The sequence below is a fragment of the Nocardia sp. NPDC055050 genome (genome assembly GCF_053608345.1).
Genome location: NZ_JBSGVG010000001.1, coordinates 307,206 through 321,488 on the forward strand (window position 1 = coordinate 307,206; position 14,283 = coordinate 321,488).

General features: G+C 66.1%; 20 protein-coding genes. 19 read left to right on the top strand and 1 reads right to left on the bottom strand.

From position 1 onward, the window contains the following. The first annotated feature begins 3 nt into the window (after positions 1–3). Both ACWGCN_RS01510 and ACWGCN_RS01515 read left to right on the top strand, forming a co-directional pair. A complete protein-coding gene (locus ACWGCN_RS01510) occupies positions 4–954 on the top strand; it encodes a hypothetical protein (protein ID WP_452458579.1) in 951 nt (316 codons plus the stop codon). Beyond that, complete coding sequence (locus tag ACWGCN_RS01515; RefSeq protein ID WP_452458580.1) at positions 951–1,268, top strand: hypothetical protein; 318 nt, start codon at positions 951–953, stop codon at positions 1,266–1,268. The genes ACWGCN_RS01510 and ACWGCN_RS01515 overlap by 4 nt, the downstream gene beginning before the upstream one ends. A gap of 182 nt (positions 1,269–1,450) precedes the next feature. Here the strand turns inward: ACWGCN_RS01515 and ACWGCN_RS01520 are convergent, their stop codons facing one another. Continuing rightward, a complete protein-coding gene (locus tag ACWGCN_RS01520) occupies positions 1,451–2,155 on the bottom strand; it encodes a DUF3800 domain-containing protein (RefSeq protein ID WP_452458581.1) in 705 nt (234 codons plus the stop codon). A 1,107-nt stretch (positions 2,156–3,262) separates the two neighbouring features. On the opposite strand from ACWGCN_RS01520, the gene ACWGCN_RS01525 reads away from it, so the two are divergent. From ACWGCN_RS01525 to ACWGCN_RS01605, 17 genes are all read left to right on the top strand, one after another. Beyond that, positions 3,263–3,415 (top strand): hypothetical protein, encoded by a 153-nt coding sequence (locus ACWGCN_RS01525; protein ID WP_452458582.1) that lies wholly within the window; start codon positions 3,263–3,265, stop codon positions 3,413–3,415. 179 nt (positions 3,416–3,594) lie between these two features. Beyond that, the gene (locus tag ACWGCN_RS01530) at positions 3,595–3,804 is read left to right on the top strand and encodes a hypothetical protein (protein WP_452458583.1); all 210 of its coding nucleotides are present in this window, start codon (positions 3,595–3,597) and stop codon (positions 3,802–3,804) included. Between the two features lie 139 nt (positions 3,805–3,943). Next, a complete protein-coding gene (locus ACWGCN_RS01535) occupies positions 3,944–4,195 on the top strand; it encodes an HNH endonuclease (protein WP_452458584.1) in 252 nt (83 codons plus the stop codon). Between the two features lie 207 nt (positions 4,196–4,402). After that, entirely contained in the window at positions 4,403–5,008 is a 606-nt protein-coding gene (locus ACWGCN_RS01540; RefSeq protein WP_452458585.1) for a hypothetical protein, read from the top strand. Positions 5,009–5,047: 39 nt separating this feature from the next. Further along, complete coding sequence (locus tag ACWGCN_RS01545; protein ID WP_452458586.1) at positions 5,048–5,515, top strand: phage terminase small subunit; 468 nt, start codon at positions 5,048–5,050, stop codon at positions 5,513–5,515. Next, positions 5,515–7,167 (top strand): hypothetical protein, encoded by a 1,653-nt coding sequence (locus ACWGCN_RS01550; RefSeq protein ID WP_452458587.1) that lies wholly within the window; start codon positions 5,515–5,517, stop codon positions 7,165–7,167. Before ACWGCN_RS01545 ends, ACWGCN_RS01550 begins: the two co-directional genes overlap by 1 nt. Further along, entirely contained in the window at positions 7,164–8,567 is a 1,404-nt protein-coding gene (locus tag ACWGCN_RS01555; RefSeq protein WP_452458588.1) for a phage portal protein, read from the top strand. The genes ACWGCN_RS01550 and ACWGCN_RS01555 overlap by 4 nt, the downstream gene beginning before the upstream one ends. Then, positions 8,512–10,194: a VG15 protein gene (locus ACWGCN_RS01560; RefSeq protein WP_452458589.1), complete on the top strand. Its 1,683-nt coding sequence runs from the start codon at positions 8,512–8,514 to the stop codon at positions 10,192–10,194. Before ACWGCN_RS01555 ends, ACWGCN_RS01560 begins: the two co-directional genes overlap by 56 nt. Before the next feature lie 10 nt (positions 10,195–10,204). Further along, positions 10,205–10,345, top strand: coding sequence for a hypothetical protein (locus tag ACWGCN_RS01565; protein WP_452458590.1), 141 nt, complete (start codon positions 10,205–10,207; stop codon positions 10,343–10,345). Between the two features lie 213 nt (positions 10,346–10,558). Beyond that, on the top strand, positions 10,559–11,119 hold the full coding sequence (locus tag ACWGCN_RS01570) for a hypothetical protein (protein ID WP_452458591.1): 561 nt from the start codon (positions 10,559–10,561) through the stop codon (positions 11,117–11,119). Positions 11,120–11,160: 41 nt separating this feature from the next. Next, positions 11,161–11,529 carry a potassium transporter gene (locus tag ACWGCN_RS01575; protein WP_452458592.1) on the top strand — a complete coding sequence of 123 codons (369 nt, stop codon included), beginning with the start codon at positions 11,161–11,163 and terminating at the stop codon, positions 11,527–11,529. 13 nt (positions 11,530–11,542) lie between these two features. Next, positions 11,543–12,583: a major capsid protein gene (locus ACWGCN_RS01580; protein WP_452458593.1), complete on the top strand. Its 1,041-nt coding sequence runs from the start codon at positions 11,543–11,545 to the stop codon at positions 12,581–12,583. Then, a complete protein-coding gene (locus tag ACWGCN_RS01585; protein WP_452458594.1) occupies positions 12,583–12,867 on the top strand; it encodes a hypothetical protein in 285 nt (94 codons plus the stop codon). Before ACWGCN_RS01580 ends, ACWGCN_RS01585 begins: the two co-directional genes overlap by 1 nt. Positions 12,868–12,873: 6 nt before the next feature. After that, entirely contained in the window at positions 12,874–13,257 is a 384-nt protein-coding gene (locus tag ACWGCN_RS01590; protein WP_452458595.1) for a hypothetical protein, read from the top strand. Next, a complete protein-coding gene (locus tag ACWGCN_RS01595; RefSeq protein WP_452458596.1) occupies positions 13,257–13,619 on the top strand; it encodes a hypothetical protein in 363 nt (120 codons plus the stop codon). Before ACWGCN_RS01590 ends, ACWGCN_RS01595 begins: the two co-directional genes overlap by 1 nt. After that, positions 13,619–13,870, top strand: a complete 252-nt coding sequence (locus tag ACWGCN_RS01600; protein ID WP_452458597.1) for a hypothetical protein — start codon at positions 13,619–13,621, stop codon at positions 13,868–13,870. Before ACWGCN_RS01595 ends, ACWGCN_RS01600 begins: the two co-directional genes overlap by 1 nt. Next, positions 13,867–14,277: a hypothetical protein gene (locus ACWGCN_RS01605; protein ID WP_452458598.1), complete on the top strand. Its 411-nt coding sequence runs from the start codon at positions 13,867–13,869 to the stop codon at positions 14,275–14,277. The genes ACWGCN_RS01600 and ACWGCN_RS01605 overlap by 4 nt, the downstream gene beginning before the upstream one ends. Positions 14,278–14,283 lie beyond the last annotated feature (6 nt).

Consider the following 14,283-nt stretch of genomic DNA (forward strand, 5'->3'; position numbering starts at 1 on the left):
TCTGTGCCTACCGCACCCTGCTCGCGCTGCGCCCGCCCCGTCAGCGACGGCCTGGCACTGTGCACCGAATGCGTCGCCCAGCTCGTCGACGCGCTCAACTCAGTCCCCGCGCTCGTAGCCGAACTCGGCATCACGCGCGCCGGCCTTTCCCGTAGCAGCGCGGCCCGCGCCGGTGGACGCTCCAGCGAGACACCGATCCCGGTGCGCGCCAACCGGCGCGGCCGCGGCATCCACATCGCCGGAGACCGCGTCCTGGCCGCGCTCGACCTCGTCCTGATCGGGTGGGCCCGCGTACTTGCCGAAGACCTCGCCGTGTCCCCAGCGGTGCATGGCCCGCACCTGGTGCAGCTCGTCCAGGACCACCGCAAGGCCGCACCGGGTGATCCAACCGCCCTCGGCGATCCCGCCACCATCGGCGAGCAATGCGCGATCTGGCTCGCCCAACATCGCAGGCAGCTGCGCACCCACGCCGCCGTCGGAGACTTGCTCGACGAGCTCGAGGACGCGATGGGCCAAATACGCGCCATCATCGACCCGGGCCCGCGGCGACCGGTCGGATCCTGCACCGCCGAGATCAACGGTGTCGTCTGCGCTGCCGAACTATTCGCGAGCGAGGACAGCAACTGGATCCGGTGCCCGCAGTGCCGAACCCAGCACGACGTCCACGACATCGAACGGGCCGCGAAAGAGGGCGCCCAGGACATGCGATACACCCTCTACGAAGCCGTCCGCGTCACCGCCGAACTCGGCACCCCCATCGCGCAGTCCACGCTGTACCGGTGGGCAGCCGAAGGCCGCATCCGGCCCGGCGGATACCAGCACGTCGCCGAGACCGGTATCCGGATCACCGACCACAAGATCCACCCCGCCGACCGGCCCGTCTACCGGCTCGGCGACATCACCGCGGTCGCCGCAGCCGCGAAGCAACAGCAGAAGGAAGGATCGACAGCATGAGGAACCGAATCGGCGCGACCATGCGCCGGTGGGCAGACCGAATCGACCCCGACGGAGCACCGCGGTCAATCGGCTGGTCGTTCACCTTCGAAACGGGCAAAGGCCTCGTTTGGCGCGAAACCCGAAACCAGGGCTGTCCTGTGTGGGTCCTCGGCATGCGCGACTACGACCGTGCGCACGACGAAGCTGACTCGGCCGCCGAAGAGGAAGCGCAGCAGCGCCGTCGCGCACTACTCCACATCGCGATGACAGAACCCGATCCCCACGTGGCGGGCGCGGCCGCCGCCGAACTCCGAGCGGGGTGGACCCTGTGAACATCGAGGAGTTCATCGAGGCAACCATGCCCCCGGCATGACCCACCTGTGACAACACGTAGCACCGTTCTGTGACCGTAGGCACTGACAAGCACTATTCAGCACTGCTAGCCTGTTCCCAGGAGTTCCCACCCAGGAATCCGACTAGCCTTCGACCCCGCCCCGGCGGGGTCGTCGTGCATCTAGGGTCGCCACAAGTAGCGCGAGTACGTCAACGGCTGCACCGTGTCCCACAGCATCTCATTGGCCTTCTTGGCCCGCTCATCGGTGATCGGTACCCGGTTCATCCGATAGTGCAGGTACGACACCAGGTCGGCGGCCTGAACCAATCGGCTATCGCACGACGGCGCGAAGTGGATCGTGTCCGCTACGTGCGTCAGCTTCTTGCCCCAGTACCCGCCGGTGCCGAGGTGCTGGTACTCCCACAGGCTCTTGCGGTGCGTGTCCTGCCCACTCACCTCGTCCGCGATCACCATGACGGGTTTGCCCTGCTGCCCGGCGTAGGTGTTGATGCGCTGCAGGATGTGCTCCAGCACGACGGTGTGGGGATGGTTCGGGCTCGTGTATCGCCCCTCCAGCCGCTTGCGGTCGACTCCCTGATAGAAGGTCTTCACCCCCGGGGTCGCGGCAATCGCCTGCAACGACTGGTGATAGACGCCGATCCGAGCACGGATCATTGGCTTCATCCCGGACCAGCCGCGTTCTCCGTGAACCAGCTCCTTCCCATGCAATTCGGCGCGCGCGTCCACGGGATAGGCGGCGGCGGCATCGGACACCACAGCGTCTAGCGCGGCACCTAACTGCAGCAGCCCTTCGGATGGGCAGACCACAGCGGATATCCAGTATTGGTCCTTGTCATAGGACTCATCGAGGTATGCCAACAGCACTCGTCGAGTATCCCCCACGGTTCCGACCGAATTCCAACCTGCCATTGTGAATAGGCGGGTTTCCAAAGCCTTGTCTCGGCGTCGTTGACGTGTCGTACCGTCGGCGTACCCTGCCGCTGGGCAGGCTCATCGGTCTGAGGCTCCAGAGCACACTCTGTTAGGTCAGGGCCTGGAGAACGGTGGTTCGATTCCACCCCCGCCCCGGCGTACTTCCCACGCCGATACTGTGCCCGCCCCGGGTGTGATCGGGGCGGGCACAGTGCGTTTCAGCGTCCCTTCGGCTGGACCGCGCTGTGCGATTCCGTGCGAATTCTGATCGAAAACGGCACGATTTTTGTGCGACGATCCGCGCGCGAACCATCGCACGAAAAACGTGCAGAAATCGACCTGTTTCGAGCCGTCTGGATCGCTCCGGACGCGCCCGCCGGCGCTCATCCGAAACGCTCTGAGCTGCACTGATACTCCATTGGTACCCGTGACTGACCCACTTCAGACCCCGGTCACACGCGAACCAATTGCTTCGCCCTTTGCTTCGGTTTTGCTCAAGCAAAACGCGAACTCAAACGAACCAGACTAAGACTAAGAGATATACGTGCCCCGCCTATGGGGGCAGCTCACCTACGTAACGCGTGCGCGCGAACCGCGCCGTCGGACACGGTGGGCCACTAGCACTTCCAGGCCAGAACGTGGACGTCCGACACGAACCTAGTGGCTTCAACAGACCACCTGGTCGGTGTATGGTGGGAATACCTACCGCTGCTGACGACCCGACCCCAAAACCGGGAATCGCAGCGGTTTTCTTATGCCCGAGACCATTCCGGGCCCACCGACTCGCAGCGCGTCAAACCGGCGTCAGGTCCGGCAAGCCAGCCAAGATCCCGAACTCGCGCCGTCCTGCGGTCGACGCGAACCGGGGGAGTGATGCTGCGCGCTGCGTCTATCCACAAACCATCCCCAACCTCAACCGAAGTTGGGGATAACTCCCAAGGAGCCCACCATGATCAGCGTCATCCTCGACACCCTGTCCGCTGCTGCCAACGAAATCGACCTGGAGCGCCTCGCCCTGGCCGCCGTCGACGTCGTCGGCGCCATCGTCAGCGTCCTGCTGTGAACACCATCGTCGACGTCGTGGTCAACGCCATGGAGCAGCTGTGCCTGATGCTGGGAATCGGCCTCGATCGAGCCGCCATCGACAAACTCCTTGAGCCGCTGGCCGACGACATCCAGCTCGCCTACACCCACTGGGTGGCGTTCTCATGATCGAACTCCTCGTCCTGTTCTTCGGGTGCGGGCACCTCCAGCTCCGAACCCTTGAACTGCCGATGACCGTGCCGACGGGTCACTGGCCCCTCTAACCCACCAAGACACCCACCGCAGTGGGTCTGTGGCATCGGGGCACTGCGGAAGGCCCCGATGTCCGAACACCTGGAGGCCGGCGCATGGCGCACACACCCGACACCATCAAGGTCGACATCCTCATGCGCGCCCATGGTGGAGATCAGGTCCATCACCTTGCCACCGTCGACCTACCGGTCCAGATCGTCCACACAGGCCTAGGCCCGGTACGCGCATACGATCCCAGCCCCATCGGCGACGCAGGCAGGGCAATAGCCGAAGCCCTGCGCAAGCTGTCCGATGAACCTGCCTGACTGGCTCGACGAGCTCTTCGTCAAGACCATCCACTGGGTCATCGAGAAGACCGGAATAGGCCAACACTGGCCATGACCACCAGGGGTGAGCCCAATGCCTGCATGGGGCACTGAACGAGGCTCAGGACACCGCGCATGGGTGCGTGCAGTGCTCAAACGCGACGGCCACCAATGCGTCCAATGCCACTTCCAAGGCATCCCAGGACGCAAACAGGTCCACGCCGACCACATCATCCCGCTCTACCTCGACGGCAAAACCGTCCTCGAGAACGGCCAAACGCTCTGTGTGGACTGCCACGACCGCAAATCACGCGCCGAGGCAGCCGACGCACGCCGTCGGCGAGCCGCCCGCGGCCGCATCCCAGCCGAGAAGCATCCAGGCCTGATCTGAGCCCCCAGGGGGAGCCCCCTCCCCGGGGCCTGCGCCCCACCCAAGGGCATACGCGCTCAGGCTGGCTACGGGTCTGGGGCTCGAAACGCCCAGGTCAGGACATAGGCCCGATCGGACCGATCGGGCCTGGTTTGTATCGACCGATGAGCGCGATGCATTAGCCCAGTTAGAGGGCGAATAACGTAACGAATCGGGTATGCTGGTGGCATGCCTAGTCAGTGCGCCCGCTGCGGATCCCCGCTCGACCCGACCCGGTCGAAGCGCCCCGCCGTCTACTGCACCTCCGCCTGCCGTCAGGCCGCCTACCGCGCGCGAGCAACTCGTCGGCCGCCGGCCGCGCCTTCCCTGCCCGCTGAGCTGCTCGAGCTGGACCGCTGGGTGACGTGGATGCCGGTGTTGCGCAAGGACCGCTGGACCAAGATGCCGCTGTCGGCCCGCACGGGTCGCGCTGCCTCGTCCACCAACCCGGCCACCTGGTCCTCGCACGCGGACGTGAAGCAGTTCCTGCGTCGCGGTTTCGTCGTCGGCGAGGGCATCGGATGCATCGACCTTGACCACTGCCTTGTCGACGGCGTACCGACCTCGGCGGCCGCCGCGTACCTGGCGAAGCTGCCCGCCACCTACATCGAGGTGTCGCCGTCGGGCGATGGCTTGCATGTGTGGGGCCTGATGCCCGAACAGCACGGCCGCCGTCGTGTTCTCGACGGCCTGTCGGTGGAGACCTATAGCCGCGAGCGGTACATCACCGTGACCGGCAAGCCGTTCGCCGGTGCCGTCGCGCACCTGGCTGACCTGAGCGAGTTCGCAGCCTGACCACCGTTCTCCGGCGGGCTGCCGGAGGAGGTGGTCGGTGTGGCTGGTCGTGGCCCTGCTCCGAAGGACCCGAATCGTCGGGCGCGCACGAACAAGGACCCGGTTGCGCTGCGTGTGATCACCGCGGAGCCGGTGCCGCAGCCGGAGCTGCCGGAGTTCGACTTGCAGGTCAACGTCGACGGCAAGATGGTCTCCCAGCGGTTCGAATGGCCGGCGCGCACGCGCGACTGGTGGCAGATGTGGGCGGAGTCCCCGTTGTCTGCGGAGTTCACCAGCACTGACTGGTCTGAGCTTCTCGATACCGCGGTTCTGCACGCGCGCTACTGGAGTGGCGATGTGAAGCTCGCGGCCGAGATCCGGCTGCGCACGGCGAAGTTCGGCGCGACTCCTGAGGACCGCGCCCGGCTTCGGATCCAGTTCGCTGCGGCGGAAGAGGCCGAGGACAAGCGTGGCCGACCGCCGGGTGGGTCGGCGCGCGATCGCCGGGGACCGCTCAAGGCGCTGTAGTGCCGTGGAAACCGTCCACTGCTGGTGAGGTCCCGACGCTGGGGTACCAGGCGATCGACTGGATGGTCGAGAACCTGGCCGCCCCCGGCAAGGCTGACTACGAGCCGTTCACTCCGTACCTGGAGCAGGAAGACTTCATCCTGCGGTGGTACGAGATCGACCCGGTAACGGGACGATTTCGGCATCATCGAGGGCTGCTCGGCCGCCCGCGCGGGTGGGGCAAGTCCCCGCTGCTCGCGTCGCTGGCGATCTTCGAGGCGCTCGGCGATTGCCTGTTCGACGGGTGGGACGCCGACGGGCAGCCGGTGGGCCGCCCGTGGTCGACGATCCGGACACCGCTGGTCCACATCGCCGCGGTCAGCGAGGAGCAGACGAAGAACACCTGGCAGCCGCTGCTGGAGATGCTGCGCGAAGGCCCGGTGCTTGACAACTACGGCGTGGACGCACTGGACACGGTCGTGTTCCTGCCGCGCGGGAAGATCGAGCAGATCACCGCGAGCGCGCGCAGTACGAAGGGCGCGCCGATCGTGTTCGCGACGTTGGACCAGACCGAGGAATGGGTGCCGTCGAACGGTGGCCCGAAGCTCGCGCAGGCGATCCGGACGAACGCCGCCAAGAACGGCGGCCGCACGCTGGAGTCGCCGAACGCGTTCATTCCAGGCGAGATGTCGGTAGCCGAGTCCTCGGCCGCATACGCCTCGGCGATCCGAGAAGGCCGCTCGCGCAGCAAGGGCTTGCTGTGGGACCACCGCGAAGCTGCACCCGACACCGACATGTCCGACCGTGACTCGCTCGTCGCAGGCCTGCGCATGGCCTACGGCGACAGCTCCGGACACCCAGACGGGTGCGTCATCCACGATCCACCGTGCCCACCAGGGCACTCCGACCTCGACGCGCTGGTCGACCAGGTATGGGATCCGGCGTCCGATGTGCAGCAGCTGCGTAGCGACCTGCTGAACCAAATCACACACGCCAGCGACTCGTGGCTGACTCAGCCGCAGCTCAAGGCCTGCGAATCCACCGAATCGCCGCTGGTCGCCGGTGACACGATCGTGCTCGGCTTCGACGGCTCGATGGGTCGCAAGAAGGGCAAGGCCGACGCGACCGCGCTGATCGGTGTTCGGGTCCACGACGGACACATGTTCGAAGTGATCATCGAAGAAGCTGGGCCGACCGATGGCCAGTCCTGGACGCCGAGCACCGCGAAGGTCGACGCCGCGGTGCACGCCACCTTCGCCCACTTCCGGGTGATCGGCTTCTACGCGGACCCGACTGGCTGGACCGAATGGACCACGCAGTGGGCTGCCCGGTACAAACGCCGACTCAAGGTCAAGGGGTCGGGCACGAACCCGATCCATGCGTGGCCGCGAGGCAAGGACAGCCGCATCGAGCACTACGTGGAGCAGCTGCGCCTGGCCGTCGTCAATCGAGAGATGACCCACAACGGCTCGCCTGGGTTGTTTCGGCACATGCTCAACGCCCGGCGGCGGCCCACGAAGACCGGCTACCTGCTGTTCAAGCAGTACCCGGACAGCCCGAACAAGATCGACGGCGCATACGCGGGAACGCTCGCCTGGAAAGCCCGATCCGACGCTGTCGCACAAGGTTTCGGCAGACGCCGCCGTACCGCCAAGAAGGGGGTGATCGCGTGACCGCACCCGTGGCCGTGTCGTTGACCAAACTGACGCTGACCGACGACGAGCAGCGCGAGGTCGGCAAGCTGCGCGCCCAGCTCGCGAAGTACGAGAAGGTCAACGCCCTCAAATCGGCGTACTACGAAGGCGAATACCAGCCGCGGCAGTTGAACATCTCGGTGCCGCCGTCGCTGGCCGATATCGAGATCGCAAACGGCTGGCCGCAGGTGGTGGTCGACGCCAACGCCGAGCTGCACGCCTGCCACGGGTGGACGGCGGCGAAAAAGGACGACCTGATGGGCCTCGACGAGGTCTTCGAGGACGCCCAGCTCGAGTCCGAGCAGTCGATGACGGCCACCGAGTCGATCCTGACCGGTGTCGGCTGGAACATCGTCGGCCGTGGCGAAGACGACGAGCCCGACATCATCGTGACCTCGGAATCGTCGATGGACACCACTGGTGTCTGGGACCGGCGTCGGCGCCGGTGCTCCTCGGCGTACTCGCGCACCGTCGAGGACGGGAAGGTCGTCCTGGAGACTCTCTACCTCCCTGGTTCGACAATCTCGTTCGCAAAGTCGGCGCGTGGGGGCATGACGGTCGTCGACCGCGACGACCATGGTCTTGGTCGCGTGCCTGTCATCCGATTCCCGAACAGATCTCGCCCGTCTGATGTGCACGGGAAGTCCGAGATCACCAGAGCAGTCCGGTATTTGACCGATGCCGCCCTGCGCACCCTGCTCGGCATGGAGATCAACCGCGAGTTCTACACCGCGCCCTCGCGCGCGGTGCTCGGCGCTGACCCGGAGCAGCTGGGCTTCGACGACGACATGAACCGCGAGGAGCGCGTGCGCGCTGGCTGGTCGGTCATGATGGGCCGGCTGAATATCATCCCGCGCGACGATGACGGCGAGATCGCAACGCTCCACGAATACAAGCCCGCGCCGCCGACGCCATACGTCGAGCAGATGCGCGGGTACGCGCTCGCGTTGTCGACCGCAACCGCGATCCCTGCTGCCTCGCTGGGTGTGCACACCGACAATCCCGCGGCTGCGGACGCGATCGCGCGCGAGGAGAAGCGTCTGGTCGGCCGCGCTGAGCTGCGTAACCGGCAGTGGACGCGCGACATGATGGAGCTCGCCTATGTCGCGCTGCTGTGGCGTGACCAGAAGGTCGACACCGATCGCCTGCGCCGCGTAACAGTGGATTGGGCGAACCCAGCGACCCCGACGCGCTCGGCCGAAGCCGACTACGCCTCGAAGCTCGTGTCGACCAAGGTGCTGCCGCCCGATTCGTCGGTGACCTACAAGCGAATCGGCCTGTCCAAGGCCGAGATCGAGCAGATTACCGAGGACAAGCGCCGCGGTGGAATGTCTGAACTGCTGGCGCGCCTGCCTGGTAGCGCTGGTGCCGAGCAGTAGCGAAACCCGTGCGCTGCAGCAGATCCTGCAGGATCTGCGCGCCGCGGCGACGGGCGATCTGACGGCACTGTGGCGGTTGATGGTCGGAAAGGGCCCGATCGAGGCCGCTGAACTGATGGTTGAAGCGTTCGTGCAGATCATCGGCCAGTTCATGAGTTCAGCGGCTCAGGTCTCAGCCGTCTGGTACGACGACCTGTCGCCGGAATCTGAATACCGGGCGCGCCCGTCGACGGCTATCAGTGAAGAGCAACTGCGACGCAGTGCCCGGTGGGCGATGTCGCCGATGTTCACCCGCGCACCTCAACCTTCCGATGCCTTCGAGCGTGCCTTCGCCGCGGCTGAGGAATTCGAGCGTGGTGTCGCCGAATCCAGAGCCCGACAGGTGCAGGAAGCCGCCGATGCCGTCGACGCTGCCGTTGCCGAGCGGGCAGCGCGGGCCGCTGAGGCGTCCGAACAGGAGACCTTCGAGCCTGCATTCGCACCTGGCGACGAAGGCACCGGGTCGCCGCTGGAACGCTTGATCGGCGCGGGTGAACGGCACATCAACAACGCTTCTCGGCAGACGATCACGGAAAACGCTGACGAGGAAGGCGTCCGTTGGGCACGTCACGCCGAGCCGGACGCATGCGCGTTCTGCCGGATGCTGGCGACTCGCGGCGCAATCTACCTATCGGAGGCAGACGCCAGCCGGGTAACCGGTGGTGCCGATCAACGTGTGCGTGGAAATCAGAAACTGGGCGAGGCGTATCACGACCGCTGCAACTGTATGGCCGTGCCCGATCGTCCAGGCAGCCCATACGTGCCGCCGGACTACGTCGACGGCTGGATCGACGAGTACGAGCAGGCCGCGTCGTCGACCAACGGCACCACCGAAGCGATCCTGCGCGAGATGCGTCGCAATGACGTGGCGCGCAATGCCAACGACACAACCGAAGATGACGTGGAAACGCCTATCGAACCGGCCGTCGAAGACTCGGCGCCGAACGCCGACGTTGAGATCGACAACCAGGCTCCTGTGCCCGTCGATCCGTTTGACGGTCTGGCGTTCCCGAACATCTACTACTTCCCCAGCCAGGACAACTCGCTATTGTCCGACGAGGAACGGCGCGCTCTGTGGAGCTACGCATCCGGAGGGCATCGCCGTACCAACGAAGTGATGCGCGGAAACGCGGACGCGGCCGAGAACATCGAAGAGCACATCGGCCTCATCGACTCCGCGATGCAGCGGTACACCCTGCCCCAGACCTACCGTGTGACACGGTCTGTAGAAGCGTCAGACATCGGCCTGTCATCCTCGGCCGATGCGGAAAGTCTTCTGCAGGAATACCTTCACGACCGGGCATTTCTGTCGACCAGCGGATTCCGGAACCCGCCGTTCATCGCCCAGCGCAGCGACCCCGTTGTGCTGGACATCATCGTTCCTGAGGGGTCTCACGCCATCCTCATGAACGAAGGGCTGTCACCGGTCTTCGAACAGGAACGCGAACTGCTCTTACCAGGTCGGAGCCGCCTGCAGGTCATCGGAGTCCGATATGATGACTCTGACGGCGTCAAGGCATGGCGCCTGGCAGCGATCGTTCGGGCCGCAAGCGAGGACGAGGATGGTGACAATGGGCGCGCTACGTGACGGAGTGCAGATGACCCGCACCCCCGTTCCACCGCTGGAGATGACCGAAGGGCGCCGCGAAGCCGCCAAGCTGGCCGGCGTCAAGATCCCGCCTTCGGCGAAAGAGATCGACGCCTACAAGGCCGCGGGCCTGGAACCTCCGACCGAATAGATAAGACCACTACCGAAACCCCAAGTCCACGGCTTGGGGTTTCGTCGTATCTGGGCCCGCTGATCGGGCACTGAATCGTCCCGTCCACACAGTGGCGGGGTCGCGCCCACGTCCGGCGCTCAACGGACGGATGCCGACGGGCTACGGGAGAAAACCATGCAAGACACCACGATTCTGCCTGTCCACCCAGTCACCAGGCTGCAGGCAATCGGAATGACGCGCCGCGGGCCGATCTGGCCGGTATGGGGCGGATCCGGCGAAGGCGACAAGCCGCCGTCGGGAGACGACTCCGGAAAGACATTCACCCAGGCCGATCTCGATCGGATCGTGGGGGAACGGCTCACCCGGCAGAAGGAAACGCTGACTGCCGACTTCGCGGACTTCGACACCTACAAGGCGGCTGCCGAAGAGCTCTCGAAGCTCAAGGATGCCGAGAAGTCCGAGCTGGATCGTGCGAACGGCAAGGCCGACGAGCTCACCGGCCAGCTCACCCAGAAGGACGCCGAACTGGTTGCCGCGAATCTGCGTCTGCGCCAGCTCGACATCGCCGCCGAGGAACAGCTGACCGATCCGAAGCTCATCAAGCGGATCAAGGGCGGCACCGACGACGAGATCCGCGCCGACGTCAAGGAGCTCAAGGAGCTGCAAGACGCCGCCGGACCCGGACCTCGCGTGCCGCGCCCGAACGGTCAGCAGGGCACCACCTCCACGGGGACGCCCTCATCGATGGCCGCCGGTCGCGAGCGCTACGAAGCGCGCCACAACAAGAAGTAACCGCGCAGGCAGTTGCCTGCGCCGACACAAAGGAGATGACCATGCAGCTTTCGCCGCGGGTCGAAACCTGGAGCGCAGGCAATCTGTCCTGGCTCGGGTCCGCGCACGGCACCGATGCCGCGCGCACCATCACGATCAACGTCACGGCCGCCGCCGCGAAGATCGTCAACGGCTACATCAAGTCCGGTGAACCGCTGGCGATCGTGTCCGGCCTGGCTGTGCCGTACAACTCGGGCGGCTCGGGCGGCACGGAAATCCTCGCGGGCTTCCTGCTCAACGACGTCCCGGTGGTCGCCGGTGCGGGCAACGCCGTCGGCGCGCTGCAGGATCACGGCCGAATTGTCCTGTCCAAGCTGCCGTCGGCTGTCCTCGCTACCGCGACGACCACCGGCCAGTTCGTGTTCGTCTGAGAGGGGCTGACCAATGGCACTGTGGACTGATCTCATCACCCCCGCCGAGCTGACCGGCTACGCCCGTGCGTCGCTGGAAGCCTACGAGCGGGCCAAGGGCGGGTCGCTGGCACGCTGGCTGCCCAACCGCACCACGCCCGACATCGTCGTGCGCCTGGTCGTCGGCCAGGAAGGTCTCGTGCCTGCGGCCGAGTACCGCAGCTACGACGCCGAGACCCCGATCGGCGACCTGCCCGGCGGGCAGCGCAAGACCGTCGAGCTTCCCCCGCTCGGTCGCAAGATCCGCATCGGCGAGTACGAGCAGCTGCGTGCGCGCGGCAACGCCGACGCTCAGATGATCATCTCGGCCGAACGGGTCACCGACCGCGTGGTCAAGGCGGTCGCGAACCGGCTCGAGGTGGCTCGTGGGCAGGCGATCGAGACTGCCGCGCTGTCGATCTCGGAGAACGGGTTCGTGCAGACCGGCAGCTGGGCGCGCAGCGGTTCGCATACCGCGACGGCTGCGGTCCTGTGGTCGGTGTCGGCGACGGCCAAGCCGCTCGATGACCTGCTGGCCTACCGGTCTACCTACGTCGACTCCACTGGCGAGGAGCCGGGCGCCATCGCGATGAGTTCTCGCGTGATCGCTGCCCTGCAGCGCACCGCGGAGTTCCGCGCACTGGCGGCGTCGATCGCGGGCACCCCCAGCATCGTCTCCCTGGACGCGGTGCAGCAGGTGCTGCAGGTGCACAACCTGCCGCCGATCTACCCGTACGACCGGAAGATCAACGTTGCTGGCACTCCCACCAAGGTGCTGTCGGACAACAAGATCTTCCTGCTTCCCGCGCCGGTCGATCCCGACGACGCCGAGGGCACTGACCTCGGGTCCACCGTCTGGGGCCAGACCCTGGAGTCCTCGGAGCCCGGCTGGGACATCGCCGAGGAAGACCGTCCCGGCATCGTGGTCGGCCTGACCAAGACCGACGACCCGATCGCCGCGTGGGTTCGCTCGGCCGCGATCGGCCTGCCGGTCCTGGCCAACGCCGACCTGTCGTTCGTGGGCACGGTGCTCTGATGGCAGCGACTCCGCAGCGGATCCGCAGGGATCTCGAAGGTGTTGTGTACCTGCAGCATCGCGGTAAGACCGTGATGCTGCAGGCGGGTGACCGCGTGCCCACTGGCGCGCAGGTGGGCGACCACCTGATCGACACCGGCAAGACCGAACCGGTCCAGCCGAACGGTGATCAGGGGGTCGGTGACCAGAGCGATCTGGGCACTGGTGACCAGGGCACTGGCGACTCGGGCGATCAGGGCACCGGCAGCCCCGACACGGCTGCCGTAGTCACGGCCAAGAAGTAGGCCACGGTGACGTACGCGCAGCAAGACGACGTCAAGAAGAGACTTCGTCGTGAGCTCACAGAAGACGAAATCCTCTGGCTGCCAGGGCTGCTCGAGGAGGCCGACGAGCTGATCGACGCCTACCTCGAAGAGCGCGGTGGCGCCGTACCCGACCCGGTCCCCACCGGTGTGGTGCTGGTGGCGTCGCGAATGGCTGCGCGTGTACTCCAGGCCGGGGATTCCGTTCCCGGCCTGGAGTCGTCCACCATGACCGCGGGCCCGTACGCGCGGACACACGCGTACAGCGCCGGTACCACCGAAGGCGGGCCTTGGCTGTCGAAAAACGATAAGGCGCTGCTGGATCGGTATTGCAAGGTCAACCGCCGCATCGTCAATGTGGCGATGATCTGATGGGCTTTCCGACCCCGTACACCGTCGGCTGGCATGCCCGTATCTCCGGTGGTGCGGATCCGTTCATGGATCCGCCGACTTTCACCCCGCCGAAGGACGAGCCGGGCACCGCGGTGCCGGTGCACGGCTGGCACGTTCCCTCCACGGCAGCCAATGCCGAGCCGAAGATGGCCGGCCACCCCGAACGAGTCGTTGTCGACATCGAACTGTTCGCCCCGGTGGTCTTTCAGCCCGGCCCGCACGACCTGGTCGACCTGCCGACCGGGCAGTACGAGGTCCTCGGCGAAACCGAAAGCTATGCCACGGGCCCGTGGGAATGGGCTGCGGGCGTGGTGATCAACCTCCGAAAGGTAGATGGCTGATGGCTCCCCGAATCGCATGGCGTCCCGGTGTTTTCGCTGAGATCCGGCGCCTCGAATCTCTCAAGCAGCTGGAGTACGACTACGCGAAGAAGGGCGCCAACGCTGCGGGTGATGGTTTCCTCGCCCGTGCGGCAGACCGCCCGACTCGCGCCCGTGCCGCGGTCATCGCTGCGACCATGCGGGCCCGCCATCGCAACGCCCGTGACCACACCCTGATGGGCCCGGTCATCGACGCAATGCGGGCACCGTGAGGTTCACCAAACCGGTCGCGTTCGCTCCGGTCGAGGTCCACCTGGCGCCGAAGCTGGCGACAGCGTTGACCGCTCGCGGCATCACGATTCCCGTGGTGCTGGCAGTCCCCGCGACCCGGCCGCCGAAGTTCGTGCGGTTGGTTCGCGTCGGCGGCGAAACGCTCAGCGCGGTAACCGATCGCGCCCGCATCGTCGCTGAATGCTGGGACACCTCCGGTCTGGGCGCGGCGAACCTGGCCGCGCTGGTTCGTGCGGAGATCGGTGCGACGGCTCAGACCAAGGTCGGCCCTGCATGGGTCGATCGCGTGGTGGATGTGGGGTTGGCGTTCATCCCTGACCCCGGCACCAACCTGCCCCGCTACATCGTCACCGCCGAGCTGTACGTCCGCGGCGACGAGCTGGCTTAACCCACA